This is a genomic window from Chitinophaga sp. sic0106 (assembly GCF_019219075.1).
Classification (GTDB): Bacteria; Bacteroidota; Bacteroidia; order Chitinophagales; family Chitinophagaceae; genus Chitinophaga.
This window is the reverse complement of sequence record NZ_JAHUWJ010000003.1, coordinates 516,096-539,484: the sequence shown is the minus strand read 5'-3', so window position 1 is coordinate 539,484 and position 23,389 is coordinate 516,096. Positions and strand designations below refer to the sequence as shown.

Below are 23,389 nucleotides of genomic sequence, written 5' to 3'. Positions count from 1 at the left end.
TAATTCTCTTCCTAAATTATTACAGCTAATTAAACTTGAAAATGCTTAAGGTAAATAGGAGTACAAATAAAAGTAATTGTATAACCTGTACCAGATAAAGTTTATTACTCAGTTTCGGATCAGCTGATTTATCCAGGCGGTTACCCAACACCCGGCGTAGCCCCAGACCGTTAAAAATTACCACCAGCAATAGTATCATCTTTATTCGAAACCATAACTGCGTCCCCCATACCTCATGCATCTTTGCCATCATCGCCACGCCGGATACCAAAATAACTCCCATACCTATACCGATGAGCCGTTGTAATTTATTTAACAGCTCCAGGAGCACCTGCTTTTTGCTGATATCCGCCGCATTAAATGCGCGGAATACAATCAGGTCTGTAAAGGAAGTGCCGGCCATCATCGTTATGCCGGCCACATGCAGCACCAGTGCCGCATAATAAAGTGTGAAGCTCATATGGATTGGTTTTCAGTTTTGGAAACATATCGTATCGCCAGCAACATCAGCACCATATCCACACTCACAAAAATTACCTTCGACAAAGGATCGCCACTGCATATATGCGCAATCAGCGCTGATACCATTGCAATCATAAACCCGGCATACACCCACTCCTTCACCCGCAGCGGTGTGAAAGGTAATAAGAGTACTATTGCACCCAATACCTTCGCTATTACCAGCTCTATCCGGAAATAATCCGGAAAACCCAGTTTCCGCAGGTCCTCCCCATGCGTATACGAAAACCAGGCACTGAATAACATAAAGCAACTAATAAAGACCTTTGCAACCCTGTAAAGGGTTTTGTTAGATTTTTTCTGTTCCATAAAATAGTAATTTACTTCGAAACCGAATTTGTTTTGGTAAATATACTACGTTTTGGAAATAAAATAATGTTTTCGTAGTTTATTTGATAAATTTGTTACGAAACCGAAGTATATATGAATAAGACCGTAGAACTGGTAAACCACTGGGGGAATTTTGAAGAAAAGCACCCCAACGCCAGCATCGCCGATTTTTGCAGGTATTACCTGGCACAGCAGCAGCAAACACCAGTGGGCTCCGGAAAATTAGTAGGGGGCGTAATACCACCGGTTAAAGCAGGACTGCTGATGAAGATCATCGGCAGAATCAGCAAACTGAATATGTCATACGCCAACATCGCCCTGGAAGGTACCGGCCTGCATCAGATCGAAGAATTCGGTATCCTCCTGACTATCCGCCAGGAGCAATCCCCGCGCAAAACAGAAGTGATCTACGCCAACTTGTTCGAATTGTCCAGCGGCACGGATATGCTTAACAGACTACAGAAACGCGGACTCATAAAGGAATACGCCGATAAGGAAGATAAACGCTCCAAAAGAATTGAACTCACCGCCAAAGGCGAAAAAGTAATAAAAGAAAGTAAAGCCAAAATTGAGAAAAACGCCACCATGCTGCTTAATTCACTGGCAGATGAGGATAAAGACCTGTGTATCCAGTTGTTAAAGGAGATAGAAATCAAATTGTCTGAACAATGGCAGCGGCACAAAGGCAAATCCTTCGATGAAATATACGATGAACTGATGCCTGCACAAAAGGGCTAACCCCTGCCTGCACTTTTTTATTTTTTCTTGTAAGGACATGACTTTTATTCGTACTTTTCAGGAACTTAACAGTAGGAATACCCGTTATTATTTACCAATATTTAACCTGAACTTATACTAGCATGTTATCACAAAAAATGAAAGATGCGCTTAACAAACAAATCCTGATGGAAGCGCAATCATCACAAGCCTACCTGGCTATGGGCAGCTGGGCAGAAATCCAACCAGGTTTAAAAGGCGTAACTAAATTCTTCTACCGCCACAGCGAAGAAGAAAGAATGCATATGCTCAAACTGATTCACTTTGTGAACGAGCGTGGGGGCTTTGCCGTTATACCTGCCCTCGAGCAACCGGTAATGACCTTCGTATCACTCAAAGCAGCCTTCGAACAACTGTTCAAGCATGAAGTGAAAGTGAGTGAAAGCATCAACGACCTCGTGGAAATCGCCCTGGCAGAAAAAGATTACGCCACGCATAACTTCCTCCAATGGTTTGTAATGGAACAAATGGAAGAAGAAAGACTCGCCCGCGATTGTAACGATAAGCTTGAACTGATCGGCGACGATAAGAGCGGCTTGTATCTCTTCGACAGAGATATCATGACCATCGATCAGGAATAACTCTCAGTACCGCCTACACGCAATTACTGCGTTACCATATAATTACCCTGTAGAGACGCCATGTTGGCGTCTCTGCGCTTTTATCTCCTCCCTTCTTTACACAGTATTTCCAACAAAATCATTACTTTCGTACTTCACCTATATCGCAATGAAAGTAACATTTAAATTCACTAATGAGGTACCTGAAAAATGGATGCTTAAGAAAGCTTACAGGCGCGCCTTTCTCGTTTTCGGATTATTATTCATTTTAATTGGACTGCTATCTGCTGGACTCCAAATCTGGGGGACATCCGATTCACTGGTGTATAAAGCATCCGCCGGAGCTAACAGCAGTCCCTACCTGCAAATACTGCTAGGCTCAATTTCACTTTATGGCTACTTTTCTATTAAAAAAGCATTAAAAGCACAAAAACAAAAGGAAATCGACTCCATTGGCCAATAATCATTTTCTTTAGATTACTTCCGAACGATCATCATCGTATTGCAAGAATATCATCACCCGATAGCCCTCCGCTATCGGGTTTTTTTATACCCCACAGGACAGAGCAGGATAGTAGAAATCAGGATAGAAGTATATTTCGGGTTGAAATATAGTCCGATCAATTACACAACGATAAATCGCAGCAGATAGTAAATGTAGAAAGAGAGACATTGTCAACATAAAAACAGAACACGGACTATACTTTGCTCCTTATTCGCGGAAAACCAAACTGATAGAAATACTGGTCTAATCGTATAATTCTCCGGCAAAACCGGAGCTGGCCATCTTATCGGCCAATCACTAAATATATGTCCAAGTTATGAGAACAAGTGCTTGCCACCATTCAAACACAGGTGCCCGTCTTATTACAGTCTTACAGTCTTTCCGACGACGGGTAATGCAATCACATACTATTGTGAAATCAACTTTATCCCTGCTGGCAGCCATCTGCCTGCTGGCCGTTGCAATGCCAACCAACGCCATCGCCGGCATCCGCCAGCAGCTGACACCCATCGTCATCCACATCCAGGACACCACCAGCATGCCGCTCCCCGGCGCATCTGTCATGGTCGGTAAATCCGAAAGAAGAGGATTAACCGGGGGAGATGGTACGATCACGTTAAACGTTGCTGCCGGCGAAACAATCGCAGTTACCTTTATCGGGTATGATACAAAGCAGGTTCCCGTTACGGAAGAGGTCATCCGCCGCAAATCCATCACCATCCACCTGTCGTCCAAACAATCCATGCTCAACGATATCGTTGTCGTAGGTTATGGTACCCAGAAAAAAAGTGATGTTACCGGTGCACTCTCCCGCATCACTGCTGAAACCATCCAGGAACGCCCCGTTACCAACGTAGCCCAGGCACTCCAGGGTAAAGCTTCGGGTATGAACGTTGCCACCAACATGCGCCCGGGCGAAGTGCCGAGTATCCGTATCCGTGGTACACGCAGCCAGAACGCATCCAATGAGCCACTCTATGTGATCGACGGGGTACCGGTAGTAAGCGCCCTCGGCGTCACTTCCTTCTCCATCAACGATCTCAATCCTAATGATATCGCCTCGGTTGAAATCCTCAAAGATGCTTCCGCCACGGCTATCTATGGTTCCAGAGGCGCCAATGGGGTCATCCTCGTGAGCACCAAAAAAGGCTCCAAAGGAAAAGTATCCCTCAACCTCGCTTCCAACGTCTCACTCGATAGTTATAAAAATCTCACCGACTGGATGACAGGCGGTGAATATATCGATCGTATCCGCTATGGCCTGATCAACGGTCGCCGCTACCAGAGCGGCAGCCCGGCAGACCTCACCGTTGCACCGCAGCAATGGTACCCCGATCCGCGCCTCGACAGCCTCGCCTTCCCAGCCTCCGGTATCACCAATAACTACGCTGAACTGCTGGCCGCCACCATGAAAGGTTATGAATGGAACGCCGACGGCTCCGTGAAAATGCGCCAAACCACCGCCCAGGAAAAAGCACTCGGCTGGCCTGATATGATCCCCGTGTACAACTCCGCTAACATCCCTACCTACAACTGGAGAGATGCAGCCTCCCGTACCGGCGTCACCCAAAACTATCAACTGTCCCTGTCCGCAGGCACGGAAACGGCTAAACTCTATATGTCCGTGGGTTACAATAACCAAACCGGTGTGCAGAAAGACCAGGACTTCGAACGCTTCAACCTCAATCTCAATGGTGATGTAGTAGCGAACAAGTGGTTTACGATGGGCGTTTCCGTGATCGCGAGCATGTCCACCCAAAACTTTGGTATCTCCACAAACAGTGGTAATACAGGTGCGAAAGACCTCTATGGCCGCGCTACCACGCAGTTCCCATGGGCATTCCCGTACAACGACCAGGGCGTTGCCATCCGAAACCCCGGCGGCAACCTCAATACCTGGAACCCACTGATAGATATCGACCAGTCCATTAATGAAAGACGCTCCTCTTCCATTATGTCCAACGTTTACTCAGAAGTGAAACTGGCGCCAGGCCTGAAATATCGGGTGAACTTCGGCGCGCAGATGCGTAACTTCCGCAATGGCGCCTGGACAGGCCCTAACGTAACCGGACACCTCAGTCAGCGCGCTAACACCGCCTCCTACGCCAGAGAAGAAAACTTCTCCTGGGTGGTAGAAAACCTGCTGACCTACGATAAATCATTCAATAAAAACCACGCACTGGGTGTTACCCTCCTGCAATCCGCACAGAAATCACGGAAGGAAAATACCAGTACCAGTGTAGGCGGCGTCGTTATACCACTGAGCATGTGGTACGACCTGGCCTCCAACACACAAGGCAACCCTGGCATTGGTACCGGCTTCACTGAAAATACACTCAGCTCATTCATGGGTAGAATCAACTATACCCTCATGAATAAATACCTGCTGACCGCCTCCGGCCGCTACGATGGCTCCTCTGTGCTGGCTCCTGCCAATAAATGGGAGTTCTTCCCTTCCTTTGCCCTCGCATGGAAAATGCAGGAGGAAAACTGGATTCGCAACATCAGCTGGATCAATGAACTAAAACCACGTGTAGGCTATGGCGTTACCGGTAACTCCTCTGTGGCACCATATACTACCAGTGGCCCGCTCGACAGGGCCAGCTACTCATGGGGTTCCACTCCGGCCATCGGCTACCTGCCATTAACGGCACAAAATCCGGATATGAGCTGGGAAAAAACCGCGCAGATCAACGCCGGTATCGACTTCGCGGTGTTCAACAGCCGTATCTCCGGTTCCGTGGAGTACTACAATCAACAAACATCTGACCTCCTCTTCTCCAGAGACCTGAACGCGGTTGGCGGTTACGTAAGTAAACTGATGAACATCGGCAAGTCCAGAAACAAAGGATGGGAAGTTACCATCAACACGGATAATATCCGCACCAAAGACTTTACCTGGAGTACTAACCTCACCTGGTCTACCAACAAGGAAGAAATCGTGGAACTGATCAACGGCAAGCAGGATATGGTGGCGCAACGCCTCTTCATCGGCCAGCCATGGCAGGTGTTCTACCAATTGCAGGATGCCGGCATCTGGAGTAACAGTAAAGAAGATCTGGAGGAGATGGCCAAGTTCAAATCTATTGGTGGCCTCGATTTCAAACCAGGTACCGTTAAAGTAGTGGATCAGAACGGGGATCATAAAATCGATGCAGCCGACTACGTGATCCGCGGTACCGCGCGACCTAAATGGTACGGTGGTATCACCAATACCTTTACTTACAAAGGCTGGTCGCTAAGCTCCTTTATCTACGCCCGTGTAGGACAAACCTACTTCGGTGGTTATCCGGGCGTGTTCGGCAGAAATGAAACGAACCTCTGGAGCTGGGATAACCAGGGTGGCCGCTACCCGCTGCCTATCCTCGGCGCTACAGGTGTTACCAACATCGAATCAGCTATGCAGTACTATAGTGGCTCTTTCGCGGCAGTAAGGAATATTTCACTTTCCTACGACCTGCCAGAAAGTGTGATCAACAAACTGAAAATGAAAAATATTCAGATAAACGTACAGGTGCTGAATCCATTCATTTTTGGTGGCGACATCGTGAAAATGGGACTCAACCCGGATGATGAAACCAACTGGCAATCAGAATCGCAGGCCAACTCGTTCTTCACCAGCCCGGTGGGTGGACAAAACAACAATACCATCCTGCCACGCAGTATCGTATTTGGTGTACGCGCAGCATTCTAAACCTTAACGATCTTAACTGAAATTATGAAACGATATATTCCGATAGTCCTGGTACTGCTGGCCGGCTCGCTGGATTCCTGCAAAAAGTTTTTAACGGAAAAGCAAGTGTCTAACCTGACACAGGACTACTACAATACTGAAGAAGGGTTGAACTCATTGATCAACGGGTTATATAACATCTCCCGGCTGAAAAATGAATGGGACGCCAGCGGCGCAAGGCTGGTACAGGCAGAAACCGATGCGTATATGTCTGCCACCAATACCTACGCTACCATGACAGCGGCTATCTACGGCTCCAACGTAGCCACCATCGCATCTACCAACATGTACAATTTCCTGGGTGCCACCAATGCGGACAATCCGCCAATGGGCGTTTATCCGCATATCAACAACTGTAACATCGCCCTGGATATTATCGATAACCAGAAGCCCGGTAAATTTGGGTCTGACGAAAACTACCGTAAAATCAAACGGGGAGAGATCCTGTTTCTCCGTGCCTGGGCATACTACCTGGTCACTAATCAGCTCGGCGATGTGCCATTAACGCTGACGCCTAAACGAATGGACAATGGCGTCTATTATTATCCAAAAGCTAAGCTGGAAGATATCTATAAACAGATCATCGGAGATATGCGCGAGGCTTACGCCAACCTCCCGGCCACCGTATCAGAGCAGGGGCGCGTCACTAAGCTGGCAGCAGGGCATTTTCTCGCCAAATTATACTTAGCCAGAGCACAGGCCGCCACGTTCCAGAACAGTGGGGATAATGCCCTGAAAATGCTGTACAAGGGAAATGTGCCTACCGACCTGGATTCTGTGATCAGCATTACCACAGATGTGATCAATACTGCCGGTGGTGCCGCTGGTCTGGCCCCCGATTACTGGACCTTATTTGATCCTAAAGTATCTGAAACCTCTCCCAGCAAAGAGGTGCTGTGGGCAGCGCAGTTTGATATCAACACCTCACTGAATGGCCGCTTCAACAACCGCTCTGTAAACTATCACACCGGCAACTATACCGATGCTACAGGTGTAACCCGTGCCATGGCCTATGGCCGTCCGTTTGGTACGTTTAAACCTACTGACTTTGGTTACGATGTGTTCACGGATAAGGTAAACGATTCCCGCTACTACAAAACTTTCCAGTACGAATATATCTGTAACGCTGCCGGCTCCTGGACCTGGAATGCCAATGCTGCCGCCTGGTGGAATGCAAACAAGCCTGCCGGAGAGCCCTCAGTAGTGTCAGGTACTCCAAGAGCTACCTTGGGCAAGCGCGCACTCATTTACCTGGAGAACCAGAAAAACGAAGCGCTGGATAGCACCATGGTCATGAGCCAGCCTTACCAGTTCGCGGTAAGATGGATACGCTCCGCAGTAACAGGCCGCACCTACTATCGCGTAAACTACAATCAGAATCCGATAGGCTTGAACACCGGTAGCCCTGCACCGTATTTGTCTGTAAAGAAATTTGTGGACCCCTTACGTGGTGGTAGCGCCGACGAGAGCAATTTCAACAGCGAAAGCGGTACCAGAGACGCCATCCTGATGCGCTTAGGTGAAACCTACCTCGTGCGCGCAGAAGCGTATGGCCGTAAGGGTATGTATAATGATGCCCTGGCAGACATCAACGTGATCCGCCAGCGTGCAGCGTATAAGTCAGGCGAGAGCCGCCCGCAGGTACTGATCCAGTGGGAACCTGCTGCTACTGCATTAACAGCTGCTGAAAAAACAACGCCTTACCCTGCTACCGGTGCCTCTTTCAATGCCATCAGGGCCACGGAAGATTTCTTCACACCCGGTGCACCACAGGCGCTGGCAGAACGTTATATCCCTACTGTTACCAGTAAAGCGGATATGTTTGTTCATTTTATTTATAATGAGAAGACAAGAGAGCTGCTCGGAGAAGGTATCTTGTGGGAAGATCTGCACAATGCAGGTATTCTCTACGACAGAACAGTATACCTGAACCAGATGGCATCTCCGCTGGCAGGCCGCTGGCCGGTAGCCGATAATCCGGTGAACGGTGGTGGACAGGATGGTAACGGTAAAGGACAAATGAAAAAGGAATTTACCTTCCGCCCTTGGCCATCCAACTACCTGTTGCAGCTCACCGATGAAAATGGTAAACCGCTGGATGCCGCCGCTATGGCTGCCTACCAGAATCCCGGATATTAATAATACTTTGGATGGATGGCGCTAACGCCGGCATCGCAAAATTCCTGGACCGATGATAGCGGCTCGCCAGCCGCTATCATCGAAAAATCGGGAGGGCCGCCGGCCCTCCCGATTTTTCGTAACTCAAAACTTATGAAAAAAATTCAACTGGCCCTCCTCGGTGTGATGCTGAGTCTCACCAGCTTCGCGCAGCGAACCAAATACAACTTCAACAGCGACTGGAAAGTATTCATCGGCGATACCACCGCCGCAGCAGCCGATTTCAATGACGCCACCTGGAAAAAAGTAACACTGCCCTACGCCTGGAACGAAAAAGAAGCCTTTCGGAAAGACATTAAAGACCTGAGCACCAGCATCGCCTGGTACCGTAAAACATTTACACTGCCTGCATCCGCAGCCGGGCGAAAAGTATTTTTAGAGTTCGAAGGAATCCGTCAGGCGGGCGACTTCTACGTCAACGGCCAACATGTAGGCCTGCATGAAAATGGGGTCACTGCATTTGGCTTTGATATTACCAGCCTCGTAAAACCAGGTGTGGAAAATACCATCGCTGCCAGGATCGATAATAAATGGGATTACCGCGAAAAAGCCACCAATCAGAAGTTTCAGTGGGAAGATAAAAACTTTAACGCCAACTACGGCGGCATTAATAAAAACGTGTACCTGCATGTAACAGGCAAAGTATACCAAACCTTGCCGCTTAATTCCTTCCTGCACACTATTGGCACGTATATCTATGCAACCGATTTCAATATCAAGGGACGGTCGGCCACCGTACATGCAGAATCCGAAGTAAACAATGAAACCGCCGGTCCCCAAAGGGTTACGCTGGAAGTAGTGGTACGTGATATCAATAACAAGCAGGTAGCCACTTTCAGCAGTAACAACCAGACCGTCGCTCCCGGACAATCCCTGGTACTGTCCGCAGCAGCACCGGTGCAAAACCTGAACTTCTGGAGCTGGGGCTATGGCTATCTCTATAACGTAACTACCACACTCAAAATAAATAATAAACCGGTGGATGCAGTGGTGACCCGCACGGGCTTCCGTAAAACTGAGTTTAAGGACGGCATGATCTACCTCAACGACCGCGTGATCATGGTACACGGCTATGCGCAGCGTACGTCCAACGAATGGCCCTCTGTAGGCTTGTCGGTACCGGCCTGGCTGAGCGATTATTCTAATGGCCTCATGGTGGAAGGCAACGGTAACCTGGTACGTTGGATGCATATCACCCCCTGGAAGCAGGACATTGAGAGCTGCGACAGGGTAGGGCTCATGCAAGCCATGCCTGCCGGCGATGCAGAAGCAGATGTGAGCGGCACCCGCTGGGAACAACGTAAGGCCGTCATGCGCGACGCTATGATCTATAACCGCAATAACCCCAGTATCGTATTTTATGAGTGCGGCAATGAAAGTATTAGTGAAATACATATGGGAGAGATGAAAGCTATCCGTGATCAGTATGATCCGCATGGCGGCCGGGCGATCGGCTCCCGGGAAATGCTCAATAGTAAAGCGGCCGAGTATGGCGGTGAAATGCTGTATACCAACAAAAGCGCACATATCCCTATGTGGGCCATGGAATATTCCCGCGATGAGGGCTCCCGTAAATACTGGGACGACTACACGGCACCCTACCACAAGGATGGTGATGGGCCTTCCCACAACGGGCAGAGTGCCGCCGGCTATAACCGGAATATGGAGAGCCACGCCGTTGAAAATGTGAAACGCTGGTATGAATTCTGGCGTGAGCGCCCCGGTACCGGTACCCGTGTGAGTGCTGGTGGTGTAAACATCGTTTTCTCAGAAACCAATACCCACCACCGCGGAGAGGAAAACTACCGCCGGAGTGGAGAGGTGGATGCACTGCGCATCAAAAAAGAAAACTTCTATGCCCATCAGGTGATGTGGAATGGCTGGGTAGTGCCTGAAAAAGAAGGGCTGCACATCGTGGGCCACTGGAACTACAAAGCTGGCGTAAAGAAACCGGTCTACGTGATTTCCACGGCTGATAAGGTGGAACTCCGGGTAAACGGCAAATCCCAGGGCTTTGGCGAAAAAAGTGATGGCTTCCTGTTTACCTTCCCGGCAGTAGCCTGGGAGGCGGGTACTATTAGCGCTGTAGGTTTTGATAAAAATGGTAAGCAGGTGATATCGGGAGAGAAGAAAACCACCGGTGCACCAGTGGCTCTGAAACTGACCAATATTGCATCGCCACAAGGTTTTACGGCCGATGGGCAGGACCTGGCACTCTTGCAGGTGGAAGTGGTAGATGCCGCCGGTAACCGCGTGCCGGATGCATTAAACTCCATTCAATTCTCCCTGGATGGCCCGGCAGAATGGATTGGCGGCATGGCTATGGGGCCGGATAACTATACCCTTACCCGTGAGTTTCCGGTAGAAGGGGGTGTGAACAGGGCATTGATCCGCGCAGCCACCATCGCTGGTACGGTCACCATCAAAGCCACTACGGACGGACTCAAACCAGCTACCCTTACCCTCTCTTCCAAACCATTCCCCACTAAAAACGGACTGGCCACCACCTTGCCCGGCAGCAATCTGCCGGTAAGCCTGGTACGCGGCCCCGCACCACTAACGCCTTCGTATGTGCCTACCCGTACGGCCCTGCGCATTAAGAGCGCTACCGCCGGCGCCAATACGGACTCGGCATTCATGAGTTATGACGACAACGAACTGTCCGACTGGGTAAACGATGGTAAGCTGGAAACTGCCTGGATCGAGTACGAACTGGAGCGAGAAGGCACCATCCACGAAATCACCTTAAAACTCAATAACTTCAAATCCCGCTCCTATCCACTGCGTATAACCGTTGACGGTAAGGAGGTGTTCAACGGCAAAACGCCGCTCACCCTCGGCTATTGCACCCTTTCCTGCACGCCTGCCAAAGGAAAGAAAGTACGTATCCAGCTGGCCGCCATCTCCAAAGAACAGAATGGCACCCAAATGGTGGAAGTCACCGGCAAAAAGCTGGATGACGGCGTAGCCAGAGATGATTCCAAAGCCAAAGGCGCATTGAGTATTATTGAAGCGGAGATTTACGAAGCCGCCATCAAATAACTGAATGGTGGGAGGGATCACCGGTCCCGCCCCAAAACGGGCACTCGTTTATTCAGGAGTTGGTGGGATCACCGTTCCCGCCCTCCAAACGGGCACTCGCTTATTCAGGAGTGGACGGGACTACCACTCCCGCCACTCCTGACTTTATCGTCCTGCCGAAGGCGGGACGATAAAGTCAGGTAAAATTCAAAATTTCTTCAGAATTTCCGTATCCGATAAAAACTTTTCCCGATCCGATACCCCGCCCGCGCCATAATCCCGCACCTTTGCCCCCCGAACATTTTCGCACACATATACGCTATATGAAATTCAACTATTTTGTCCTGTTGATAATGGCAATGCTCTTTGCCGTTACCACAAAGGCACAACAACCAACTACTACATTGTCGGGTCAGATCACCGGCGCTGACGGGCAACCACTGCCAGATGCTGCGATCACCTTAAAAGGAACTAACGCCGGCGCATATACTACCGCCACCGGGAAATTCAAAATCGAAAAAATTAAGCCAGGGAAATATACCATCGTGGTAACCATGATGGGCTATACCAGGCAGGAAAGAAGTGTAACCCTCACCGTGGGAACCAACACGGAGAACTTCCAGCTGGCAGCCGAAAGCCTTGCTAAGGAAGGGGTGACTGTTATTTCCAAGTCCCAAAACCGCCAGGTAAAAGAAAGCGGCTTTGCGGTAAATGCCATTGAAACCAAGCTGCTGGCCAATACCAATACGGATATGAACCAGCTGCTCAACCGTACCACCGGCGTTAAAGTGCGTGAGCAGGGTGGTATGGGCTCCGACTTCAACTTCAGCATCAACGGCCTCTCTGGCAAAGCGGTACGCTTCTTTATCGATGGTGTACCCATGGAAGTATTGGGAAGTTCTATGTCGCTCAACAATATACCCGTGAACCTGGCTGAAAGGGTAGAGGTGTACAAAGGCGTTCTGCCGGTAACGTTAGGTGCGGATGCACTGGGTGGCGCCGTGAACCTGGTCACCAACCAGCAAATTAAAAACTACCTCGATGCCAGCTACAGTGTTGGCTCTTTTAATAGTCACCGTGGCGCCATCACCGGGCAGGTGACCGATAAGAAAACCGGTATCGTTGCGCGTGTAAGTGGTTTCGTTAACTACTCAGATAACGACTACACCATGAAGCGCATGAAAGTATACGACTCCATCGAAAAAAATTACGTTCGCCGGGATGTACGCCGCTTCCACGACCAGTACCGCTCCGCCATGGTGCAGGCAGAAGTAGGTATAGCCAATAAGAAATGGGCAGATGTACTCTTTGTTGGCGCCGGCCTCTCCAATACCGGCCGTGAAATTCAGTCCGGCACCGATCAGGAAAAAGTGTATGGAAGAGCCGTACAAAGTGGCAGCGCCTGGAACACGTCTTTACGCTACAAGAAAAATAACCTGTTTACGACGGGCCTGGACCTGAATGTTTTTGCATCTCACACAGAAGATAAATCAACAATCACCGACACCAGTGAAGTGCAATACAGCTGGGATGGTAGCTACAGACCATACGCCCAGGCGGAACTGAACCAGATAAAAACTATCAATCACATCAACCGCCCCCGCAACTATGCACGGGTGAACCTGAGCTATAAACTTTCTGCTGCACATTCCTTTAACCTGAACTATACTTTTGATCAGGTGACTAATAATACCTGGAACGAACTGCTGACTGACAAAGATGATAATCCGGGCAAGCTGGCCAAAAACCTGGTAGGTCTGGCTTACCGCCAGGATCTGCTGGATGGCCGCCTGCAAAATACTTTCTTCGGTAAGTATTATGGATTGAACCTGCGTCAGCCAAGAACAGTGTCCGGCACAGGTGATATCACCTCCGCCACGGATCAGCAGGATTATTTCGGTTATGGAGTGGCTTCCCGTTATATGGTGCTGCCTTCACTGGGCATAAAAGCATCGTACGAAAAAGCCTATCGCCTGCAGGAAGTAGGAGAGATGTTTGGTAACGGTATCGACCAAACGGGCAATCCTGACCTGCGTCCTGAAAACAGTAATAACTTCAACCTGGGTGCTTTCTATAACCTGACTGCCGCTGGTAAGCACCGTATTTATGGGGAGGCTGGTGTGTTTTACCGTGATGCGGTGGACTTCATATATGCCAGAGCCTATCAGTCCAATTCAAGAGTGAGCAGGTTTGAAAATACATCCAAAGTGCTCGTAAAAGGGCTGGAAGCAGAAATACAATACGATTACCTCGACATCTTCCGGGCTTCTGTCAACGCCAGTTATCAGAATGCCATCAACAATACTAAGTACGCATCTGGCAGCAAAACCGGAACCCCGGAAGCTACCTATAAAAACAAGATTCCTAACCAGCCATGGCTGTTCGGTAACGCCGCTGCCAGCATTGGTCAGAATAACGTGTTTACAAAAAAGGACCGCTTGCAGCTAGGCTGGGATTTCCAGTACGTACATTGGTTTTTCCTTACCTGGGAAGAATTTGCTGCCCCCAATACCAAATCGAAAGTTCCTACGCAGTATATTCAAAATCTCGCAGTTACTTATTCCTTGCAGGACGGCAGGTATAACATCTCTGCTGAATGCAGAAACTTCACCAATCAGCGTGTATACGACAACTTTAGTCTGCAGAAACCTGGTCGCGCCTTCTATGTTAAGCTTCGTTACTTTATTCACTAAAAATTTCAACTCGTTATATCATGTTTAGTTTTTCTAAGAAGTTAGTATACACTGCCCTCACCGTTGCAATGCTTGGCAGCATCAGTTCCTGCACCAAGTATTACGAAAATGACCTGATCGTGAGTGGAGATGGTGAGCAGTCGGACAAGTACGCCATCTGGCTGCAACTCGGCAGCTGGCCCAACACAGCACAATATGTGCTGGGCGTGCCTTCCCTTTCTTCCGGTTCGGTGGACCTGAAAGGTAACGGTGCAGAGGTAACCTCTAAAGCCGACTATGGTATCATTCCTTACAAAGGATTTTACTATTATCCAAGCACCAGTGCTACCACTGGTCGTTTCACCAAGTTCCAGCTGAGCAATAATAATCTCGGAATCGTAAAAGAAGTACCTTTTACTTATCAGTCCAGCATCAGCGGATATGCATTTGCAAATGATACCACGCTGATCATGGTAGGTTCCAATGGTGCCGGTGGTAAGGTGTTATGCTCTGTGGTAAATACCAATACGCTCGAAATCCGTAATGTGGAATTGCCGGTAAATGCGATCCCAACTGGTTTTACAGGTGTGAGAACCAGAAGCGCTACCTACGCAAATGGCCGCCTGTACGTTAACCTGGCTTACTCCGCCACCTGGCCAGCGCCGGAATATCAGTCCGCTATCACTGCTATTTACGAGTTCCCATCTCTCACCCTCGTGAAACAATTAGAAGACAGCCGTTCTTCCAGCATGGGTCAGTCCAACATGTGGATGCAAGGTACCCATGTGGATGAAAAAGGTGATATCTATGAACTGGCGCAACCAGTAGGCGCGACTGTTACACTGCCTTCCGCTATTTATCGCATCAGGAACGGCGCTGCGGAATATGATCCTGAATACTTCTTTAATCTGAATAACACCCTCGGTGGTGCAGCAGTAGCCTTGTACGGCATTGGTAACGGCAAAGCCATCGTAAAGTATAAAGCCCTTCCGGACGATGGTACTGATGCGGGTCACATCTTCGCTTATGCCGTGATCGACCTGCCTTCCGCTAAGCTGATCCGCAAGCTGAATGAATTACCGCTGGATAAAGGCGAAATGCTGGAAACCGTTACCCGCGACGGTAATACCGTATATATCATGGTCAATGCAGAAAGTGAAAAGGATTATGTGTGGATGTATGATGTGGCTAAAGATCAGGCGACGCCTGGCCTGGAGGTAGTAGGTGGTTATGACTACATGCTGCGCGTAGATAAAGTGAAATAGTTTGCCCATAATTCTCAACGGGAGGGAGGGGACGCACCAACGGCACGTTCCCTCCCTCCCGATTTTACCGGCGCCGAAGGCGCTGGTAAAATCGGGAGATCAAATGCCAAAATGAAAAATATGAAATCAATATTTTCCCGCATAAACGCCTGGCTACATCTATGGCTGGGCCTCATTTCCGGCCTGATAGTCGTCATCGTTTCCATCACGGGCTGCATCCTCGTTTTCGAGGAGGATATCTATAAAATCGTGCAGCCGTTCAGGTTATCTCCTCCGGTAGAACAGGCGGTAATGCTGCCACCATCCGCCTTGATAAAATCTGCAAGGGAAGCATTGCCTGGCATTGAATTGAGAAGCCTGACCTACCACGAGGCAGGCGAATCTGCAGAAGTGACCTTCCATTCAGATTCTACCCTCTGGATTGATCCATATACCGCGCAGGTAAAAGGAATCTCAGATCATGACGATTTCTTTCACCTGATGGAGTCGGGGCATACTACCTTGTGGCTGCCGGTAGCCATCGGGCGACAATTCGTGATATACGGTACACTTGTTTTTGGCATCCTCGTGATCACCGGCATGGTGCTCTGGTGGCCAAAGAAATGGAACCGGCATAATATCCGCAATGCATTCCGGGTAAACTGGAAGGCGAAGTTAAAGCGGGTGAACTATGACCTCCATAACGTATTCGGTTTCTACACGCTGATACCTGTCCTGTTTATTATTTTCTCCGGTTTGTTCATGGGCCTGGGCTGGGTAATGAAATCCTCTTACTGGGTGGCTTCCGGCGGGAAGTCGGTGCCCACTTACTTTGTGCCTTCATCAGATACCACGCAGGTGGCCAACACACCACTGATGAAGGTGCTGGATCAGGTCTGGAAATTCTCCGTTGAAGAGCTGGCGGATCATAAAAGTCCTGCCCTGATCCTGGGAGTTCCGGATGAAAAAGATGAATCCGTGTACGTATATACGAACACCGAAAGTGCGCATTACCAGATTCATTATTTCGATCAGTTTACCGGTAAGCAGCTGAAAGGCACCGGTATGGATGTAGATAAATTTAGTGAAGCAAATGGTGGGGACAAACTCCGACGCATCAACTATTCGCTGCACGTGGGTTCCTTATGGGGCATTCCTTCTAAAATCATATATTTTCTGGCATCCCTGATTGCTGCCAGCTTACCGGTTACTGGCTTAATCATCTGGTGGGGTAAGAAAAAGAAACAGTCTAAACCTACCATACGTACGTCAAAAGCGATGGCTTAGTGGTAGTGTATGCCGGGATTCACATAGCTCCCGGATCATAAAAAAGTGGGTGTATCAAAAGTCTGATACACCCACTTTTTATTCGGGTACCTGCTGGAGTCAGGCAGTTGTTTAGGTAATTCTCAGGACGTTCGTTTTCTTTTGATACATCCTCTTCTATTTTATTTTAATAGAGATATCTATTTTTTCATTTCGGTAACCGTATAGGTACTTGGGTCCCAGATATACGTTTTGCTCCCTTTTTCGGTGATTTTCATGATATAATCCCCGTTTTTGTCCATTTTGTCCGTCGCTTCTTCGGTACTCATTTCCCAGGTTATTAAATCTGGTCTTCCATTTTTTTCATTTGGGAAGATGAAATTTTCCTCGTGGTAATAAACGCCGGCGTCCCCTACGGACATTTTCCGCGGTAGTTTTACCAGCTGCTGGTCGGTGGTCCAGGCCAGGTAATAAAAATAGGATGGAATGCCACAGGCTTCACCGCTGAAACATAAGGTTACAATGTTTTGTACATTGGTGAGTCCCAGGCCCGACATGATTTTTCCATAGCCGAAGTTGGCGCTTTCATCGTCATCCGTGATAAAGGAAGTGGTGGATTTGATGATCCCGTTCTGCACAGCTTTTACTTTTACCAGGAAGCGGCGCAGGGTATCGCGGCGCTGTTCCTCGTTAACAAATACGCTGTCAGCGCGGCGTTCTACGGCGGCTATAAACTTGGTATCACCACGGCGAAGAGGGGTAAGGCTCACCAGTCCCTGCCAGATGTAGCCGTTCTTTTGTTCCCCGTTTTTTTGGTAGGTAACTTCCAGCCAGGGGCCTCTGAGGCCACGCACGGTAATAGCTTTTTGGGTAGTGTGCAGTACCACGAGGTTGTCGCCGGCAAATAAAGTATCCATAGGGGCCTGGCGGGTATCAGGCGAAACGCGGATATAAGCAGTATCAGCATATACATAGCGCTCGATGGAGTCACCATACATTGCCCAGCAGCGCATATCCGGATAATACTCTTCGCTCTGTGCGAAAGTGAATTTGCTGATAGCTACCAGCAACAGGCATAGAAATGATAGTTTTTTCATAAAAATCGGCCTTATCGGCAAGGCAAAAGTACAATTTCTGCTTATAAGGGAATATACCCGGAATCAGGGATATCGCTATTAACCTTGCAATGGGGGTGGGGCGCCACCGGTGCTCCCATCCGTGTTAATCCGGTGCCGAAGGCGCCGGATTAACACGGACTAAAACAAACATTTTTTCTATTTTTGACCTGTGAGCGTTTCCAGTACATATGATGAAGCAATGGTGCTGCAACAAATAGCAGCAGGGGATGAATCGGCCTTCAGCGCCTTTTTTCATCGCTGGCAGCCATACCTGGCTACGCATATCTACCGGATTACGGAATCGTCCCAGCTGGCAGAAGAAGTAGTACAGGATGTATTTATGAAGATATGGATGACGCGGGAAACACTGGCTTCCGTAACCTACATAAAGGCTTACCTCCTCACCTTATCCCGCAATGAGGCCCTCAACGCGCTCAAGTCGCTGATGCGCCGCCTCAGCCACGAAGCTACCACAGAAACCTTCCTGCATTATCAGGCAGAGGAGCCGGAGCAGCACCGGGCATTTCAACTGACTCTCATCGATGAAGCAATAGATCAGCTGCCGGCCAGGCAAAAGGAAGTATTCCTGCTGCACCGCCACCAGCGACTCACCTACGCCGAAATTGCCGATAAACTGAGTATAGGAAAGGAATCTGTAAAAACGCATCTGCAACTGGCCACCAAAGCCATCACCAGCCATGTGAAAGGAAGGATTACCCTGTTGATTTTACTGCTGGAAATGCAGGACAAAAACTTTTTTTAAAAATTTTCCCATTGCCATTCCCCCTTTTTTAAGATGGATGTTGTCTAATTATACAGACGGCTCTGATGCGAATTAATTTATGTCTACAACCAAAACCAGGGCGCTTTTTGAAAAGTATTATTCAAAAACAGCCACCGAAGAGGAAAGGATGGAACTGGCGGCTTTGCTCCGGGATACAAATGATCAGCTGATCAGTGAATGGATTACTGAAATGGGGGAGCAATTGCAGGAAGCAAGACACATCATTGCGCCGGAACGCGCCGATGCTATATTAGCCAACATACTACACCCATCAAAAACCAACCATAAACAGCCTGTAAGGCTGTTATACCGCTATGCCGCCGCTGCGGTCGTGGCACTGCTATTGTCGGCCGGTGTTTACCTGCTGACCCATCGTACCCATACACCCGCGCAACAACTGGCGGATGTAAATCCCGGCACCAATGGCGCTATCCTTACACTGGCCGACGGTTCCAGCGTTCAGCTGGACAGTACCCGTCAGGGAATGCTTGTATTGGGCAACGGTCTGAAAGTAAAGGTAGGGGAAGGCCAGCTCAATTATGACCAGGCCACTGCCACCGCGGGTTATAATACCCTCACCGTACCCAGGGGAAGGCAGTATAAAGTCATGCTGCCCGATGGTACCACCGTATGGCTCAACGCCGATTCTTATCTGCGCTATCCTACACAGTTCGAGGGGCCACAGCGCCGCGTAGAGCTGCAGGGAGAAGCCTACTTCGACGTAGCACAGCAACCGGGTCAACCATTCATTGTCAGTACCGGAGCAGTAGAGGTACAGGCACTCGGCACGGCCTTTAATGTCAACAGCTATGCCGACGAAGCACAGATCACCACTACGCTGGTATCCGGCGTGGTTCAGGTGCAATCCCTTTCCGCTAAAAAGGTATTGCGTCCAGGCCAGCAGGAAGTCATCAAAGGCAACACCAGCACCACGGTAAACGAGGGTAACCTGGCACAGGTCACCGCCTGGAAAGAAGGTAACTTCTATTTCGATGATACCACCCTGCCGGAAATACTGCGACAGTTTTCCCGCTGGTACGACCTAGAAGTAGTATACCAATCCACACCGGGTGATAAAACCTACATGGTGATGATCTCCAGGAATACACCGCTGTCAAAGGTGCTGGACTTATTAACCTCCGCCGATGCGGACGTGAAATTTATTATCGAAGGAAAAAAACTAATCGTGACGTCAAATTAATTATCTAAACCTAAAACAGACAGTAACCAACTAACTAAAAACAAAAAGCTCCTGCGGTAACAGGAGCCGGATGTTATTTGACTTTAAACAAGGCCGCTAAACCTTTTTAATCAACCAAACAACGAAGCAAATATATGCATTTATCCCAACTGCTAAGAGCAATGAAGTTAACATCTGTTCTGCTATTGGCCGCTTTGCTGCAGGTTTCCGCCCGCACAAGCGGGCAACTTGTAACGCTGAAAATGAAAGACGTGCCGGTGAAGGCCGTATTCAAGGCCATCCGCCAGCAAACCGGACTAAACATCCTCGTGATCGACGCCGCCAGGCTCGAAAAAACGAAGCGTGTGTCGCTGGATGTTAAAGCCATGGACGTACGCCAGCTATTACAGCTTACACTCCAGGAAACGGACCTGCTGTTCCAGGTAGAAGACGAATCTGTTATCATTAAGCCCAAGCCGGCCATGATATCGCCCTTCATTACCACACCCATTGATACGGCGCTGCACATCAGCGGTCAGGTGCTCAATGAAGTGGGCCAGCCCATTCCCGGCGTAAGTGTCCGGGTGAAAGGCAGCACCACCGGTACTGCTACCAACGAACAGGGGCAGTTCCGCATTGCCGTGCCACCGGGGGGCAGCCTGGTATTCACCTCCCTCGGCTTCCAAACCACCGAAAAACGTGTGACGGACAGCAAGACCTTGCAGATTCGACTCCAGAGTGGCAGCGAATCCCTGAAAGATGTGGTAATAACAGGGATGGTTACACGTAATGCCAAAACCTTTTCCGGTGCCACCGCCACCTACTCCGGCGAGATGCTGCGCACCGTCAGCAATACCAATGTGGTACAGAGCCTGCGCTCCCTCGATCCTTCTTTTCTCCTCATGGAAAATAACCTGGCAGGCAGTAACCCCAATGTCCTGCCCACCATTGAACTAAGGGGTCAAACCAGTATCAGTACGGATGCACTGCGCGACCGATTTTCAAATGACCCGAACCAACCACTGTTTATACTCAACGGTTTTGAAACAGACCTACGTACAGTGATGGACCTGGATATCAACCGCATCGCCTCCATGACCATCCTTAAAGATGCCGCCTCCACCGCCATGTACGGTAGCCGCGCCTCCAACGGGGTGGTAGTAATCGAAACCGTGATGCCTAAACCCGGCCAGCCACGCTTTTCCTATACCAATGACCTCACCGTGGAATTACCGGACCTGAGCAGTTATAACCGTATGGACGCCAGAGAAAAACTGGAGTTTGAAAGATTGTCCGGTGCCTATATTCCGGATACCCGTTTCGATGTGCCGGAAAATAAATACAAATACTACGATACGCTTTACTCCCGCAGATTACAGGAAGTAGAAAGAGGTGTCAACACCTACTGGCTCAGCCAGCCGTTACAAACAGGCATATCCGACCGCCACTCCATCTATGCTTCTGCCGGCTCCAGCACCTTGATGTTTGATGCCAGCGCCAACTACCGCAGTATAAGAGGTACCATGATCGGAAGTAAAAAAGAAGATTACGGTGCAAGAATAAACCTGATATATCGCCCTGGCAGATTCAATCTCAGTAATAATCTTTATATCAATGGGGTAAAAGGAGAAGAATCTCCATATGGTAACTTCTCTACCTGGGTAAACGTAAACCCGTATTATCGGAAATTACCAGCTAATATCGCCTACCTGGATATTATAAGGTCAAGAGGAGAATTGGATTCTATCCGCATGGCAAACCCCCTATATAATGCCAGTCTGAACAGCTTTGATCGTACCAAAACTTTTGCGGTAACGAATAACCTGCAGGCCACCTATGATTTCACCAGTTCATTACGCTGGACTACCAACCTGCAACTGAGGAAGAACAATACTGTGGCAGAGAAATTTGTGTCTCCACTAAACACCACCTTCGACAGACTCATATTTGAAAAGAAAGGTACCCTCGATTACTCACGGGTAGATGGCTTCGCCTATACTGCCAATACTATGCTCACCTGGTTTAAGGTATGGAATAGGAGCTCCCTGACTGCCAATGGCCGCGCGGAGATAGAAGAACAGAATAACCAGGCAGCCGACTTTGCTATGGAAGGATTTCCTACTGCCAGCAACGGCAATATGCAATTCGCATTTGGTTACAAGGAAGATGGTACACCGGTGTCTCTTAAACGGGTAACACGCCGTAACGCCCTGCTGGCGTCAGTGAACTATTCTTACAATCGTAAATATAATGCGGACGTTACCTTCCGTTACGATGGCTCTACTTCCTTTGGTACCAACAATCCGTATTCACCATATTATAGTGTAGGTGGTTCCTGGAACCTGGATCAGGAAAACTACTTCAAGCAATTCAAGTGGATTAACCAGCTGCGTCTCAGAGGGAATATCGGGCTGACAGGTAACCAGAACTTTAACTCCTATACCTCTGTAAGTACGTATAATTATCTCCCTTCCTACACCATTTTCGGACAAGGGGTTTTCATCTCCACAAAAGGTAATCCGGACCTGCAATGGCAAAATACGCTGCAAACAAGCATAGGGCTGGATGCAACGTTAATGGATAATCGTATGACCGTGCAGGTAAACTGGTATAAGAAACTGACCGATCCACTGGTAATCGCGGTGTCATTACCATCCTCCAGCGGATTGTCCAGCTATCCGTTTAATGCCGGTTACCTGGATGTAAAAGGAGCTGAATTTAATGTAAGGTTTTCTCCGGTATTCAAACCCGAAAAAAATATCGTTTGGACACTGGGTGTAATGGGGTCTTTCTATAACCAAATTTACCAGGGACTGGGCGGTGCCCTCCATGGTGTAAACGAAAAGCTGCGTGAGCTGAATTCCGTTACCCGCTATATGGATGGTTTTTCTCCGGATGATATTTGGGCTGTACCATCTGCTGGTATTGATCCTAATACAGGTCGTGAAATATTTATTAAGAAAGATGGTACCCATACCATGGATTATGATTACAGAGATCAGGTGGTAGTAGGTAACATGCGTCCTAAAGTACAGGGTGTGTTTAGCAGCAGCCTGTTGCTGAAAGGTTTTTCATTCAACCTGAATTTCCGCTATATCATAGACCAGGATATCGTTAATTCCGCGCTCTACAATAACGTGGAAAATATCAGCTATCATAGTGTGATGGCTGATAACCAGGACAGACGTGCCTTTTATGATCGCTGGAAAAAAGCGGGTGACTATACGCAGTTCAAAGCTATTTCAATTACCTCCACCACACCTATGAGCAGCCGCTTTGTACAACAGGAAAATACCGTCACACTGGAATCACTTAATATCGCCTACGATTTTCGTAACAAACCATGGTTAACAAAGCTGCACCTGTCCAATCTTAAACTCAGCGGGTTTATGAACGATGTGTTCCGTGTGTCGACCATCAGGCGCGAACGTGGAATCGATTATCCATTCGCCAGATCATTTTCATTTAGTCTTAGCACCAACTTTCAATAAACTCTTTTCAG

At 48.7% G+C, this 23,389-nt stretch carries 15 protein-coding genes; 12 read left to right on the top strand and 3 right to left on the bottom strand.

All coding sequences use genetic code 11. The annotated features are described in order from the left end of the window. Positions 1-25: 25 nt before the first annotated feature. Positions 26-460: a hypothetical protein gene (locus KW844_RS07145; protein ID WP_218376021.1), complete on the bottom strand. Its 435-nt coding sequence runs from the start codon at positions 458-460 to the stop codon at positions 26-28. Further along, complete coding sequence (locus KW844_RS07140) at positions 457-828, bottom strand: DoxX family protein (RefSeq protein ID WP_218376020.1); 372 nt, start codon at positions 826-828, stop codon at positions 457-459. The genes KW844_RS07145 and KW844_RS07140 overlap by 4 nt, the downstream gene beginning before the upstream one ends. A 114-nt stretch (positions 829-942) precedes the next feature. On the opposite strand from KW844_RS07140, the gene KW844_RS07135 reads away from it, so the two are divergent. The 9 genes from KW844_RS07135 (at position 943) to KW844_RS07095 (ending at position 16,826) form a co-directional block, all read left to right on the top strand. Beyond that, on the top strand, positions 943-1,587 hold the full coding sequence (locus KW844_RS07135) for a MarR family winged helix-turn-helix transcriptional regulator (protein ID WP_218376019.1): 645 nt from the start codon (positions 943-945) through the stop codon (positions 1,585-1,587). A gap of 122 nt (positions 1,588-1,709) precedes the next feature. Beyond that, positions 1,710-2,207: a ferritin gene (locus KW844_RS07130; protein WP_073078794.1), complete on the top strand. Its 498-nt coding sequence runs from the start codon at positions 1,710-1,712 to the stop codon at positions 2,205-2,207. Between the two features lie 148 nt (positions 2,208-2,355). Beyond that, positions 2,356-2,649 carry a hypothetical protein gene (locus KW844_RS07125; RefSeq protein WP_218376018.1) on the top strand — a complete coding sequence of 98 codons (294 nt, stop codon included), beginning with the start codon at positions 2,356-2,358 and terminating at the stop codon, positions 2,647-2,649. Between the two features lie 454 nt (positions 2,650-3,103). Further along, a complete protein-coding gene (locus KW844_RS07120; RefSeq protein ID WP_218376017.1) occupies positions 3,104-6,385 on the top strand; it encodes a TonB-dependent receptor in 3,282 nt (1,093 codons plus the stop codon). Positions 6,386-6,409: 24 nt separating this feature from the next. Further along, positions 6,410-8,563 (top strand): RagB/SusD family nutrient uptake outer membrane protein, encoded by a 2,154-nt coding sequence (locus KW844_RS07115; RefSeq protein WP_218376016.1) that lies wholly within the window; start codon positions 6,410-6,412, stop codon positions 8,561-8,563. 132 nt (positions 8,564-8,695) lie between these two features. After that, positions 8,696-11,644 (top strand): sugar-binding domain-containing protein, encoded by a 2,949-nt coding sequence (locus KW844_RS07110; RefSeq protein WP_218376015.1) that lies wholly within the window; start codon positions 8,696-8,698, stop codon positions 11,642-11,644. Between the two features lie 302 nt (positions 11,645-11,946). After that, the gene (locus tag KW844_RS07105) at positions 11,947-14,316 is read left to right on the top strand and encodes a TonB-dependent receptor (protein ID WP_218376014.1); all 2,370 of its coding nucleotides are present in this window, start codon (positions 11,947-11,949) and stop codon (positions 14,314-14,316) included. Positions 14,317-14,336: 20 nt separating this feature from the next. Beyond that, positions 14,337-15,560 carry a DUF4374 domain-containing protein gene (locus tag KW844_RS07100; RefSeq protein ID WP_218376013.1) on the top strand — a complete coding sequence of 408 codons (1,224 nt, stop codon included), beginning with the start codon at positions 14,337-14,339 and terminating at the stop codon, positions 15,558-15,560. Positions 15,561-15,680: 120 nt separating this feature from the next. After that, the gene (locus KW844_RS07095; RefSeq protein ID WP_218376012.1) at positions 15,681-16,826 is read left to right on the top strand and encodes a PepSY domain-containing protein; all 1,146 of its coding nucleotides are present in this window, start codon (positions 15,681-15,683) and stop codon (positions 16,824-16,826) included. A gap of 179 nt (positions 16,827-17,005) precedes the next feature. Here the strand turns inward: KW844_RS07095 and KW844_RS07090 are convergent, their stop codons facing one another. Further along, the gene (locus tag KW844_RS07090; protein WP_218376011.1) at positions 17,006-17,902 is read right to left on the bottom strand and encodes a hypothetical protein; all 897 of its coding nucleotides are present in this window, start codon (positions 17,900-17,902) and stop codon (positions 17,006-17,008) included. A 190-nt stretch (positions 17,903-18,092) separates the two neighbouring features. Between KW844_RS07090 and KW844_RS07085 the strand changes: the two genes are divergently transcribed. The 3 genes from KW844_RS07085 to KW844_RS07075 all read left to right on the top strand — a co-directional run bounded on the left by KW844_RS07085 (position 18,093) and on the right by KW844_RS07075 (position 23,378). Then, positions 18,093-18,686, top strand: coding sequence for a sigma-70 family RNA polymerase sigma factor (locus tag KW844_RS07085; RefSeq protein WP_218376010.1), 594 nt, complete (start codon positions 18,093-18,095; stop codon positions 18,684-18,686). A 79-nt stretch (positions 18,687-18,765) separates the two neighbouring features. Further along, complete coding sequence (locus KW844_RS07080; protein ID WP_218376009.1) at positions 18,766-19,908, top strand: FecR family protein; 1,143 nt, start codon at positions 18,766-18,768, stop codon at positions 19,906-19,908. A gap of 161 nt (positions 19,909-20,069) precedes the next feature. Continuing rightward, the gene (locus tag KW844_RS07075) at positions 20,070-23,378 is read left to right on the top strand and encodes a SusC/RagA family TonB-linked outer membrane protein (protein ID WP_218376008.1); all 3,309 of its coding nucleotides are present in this window, start codon (positions 20,070-20,072) and stop codon (positions 23,376-23,378) included. The last annotated feature ends 11 nt before the right edge of the window (positions 23,379-23,389 follow it).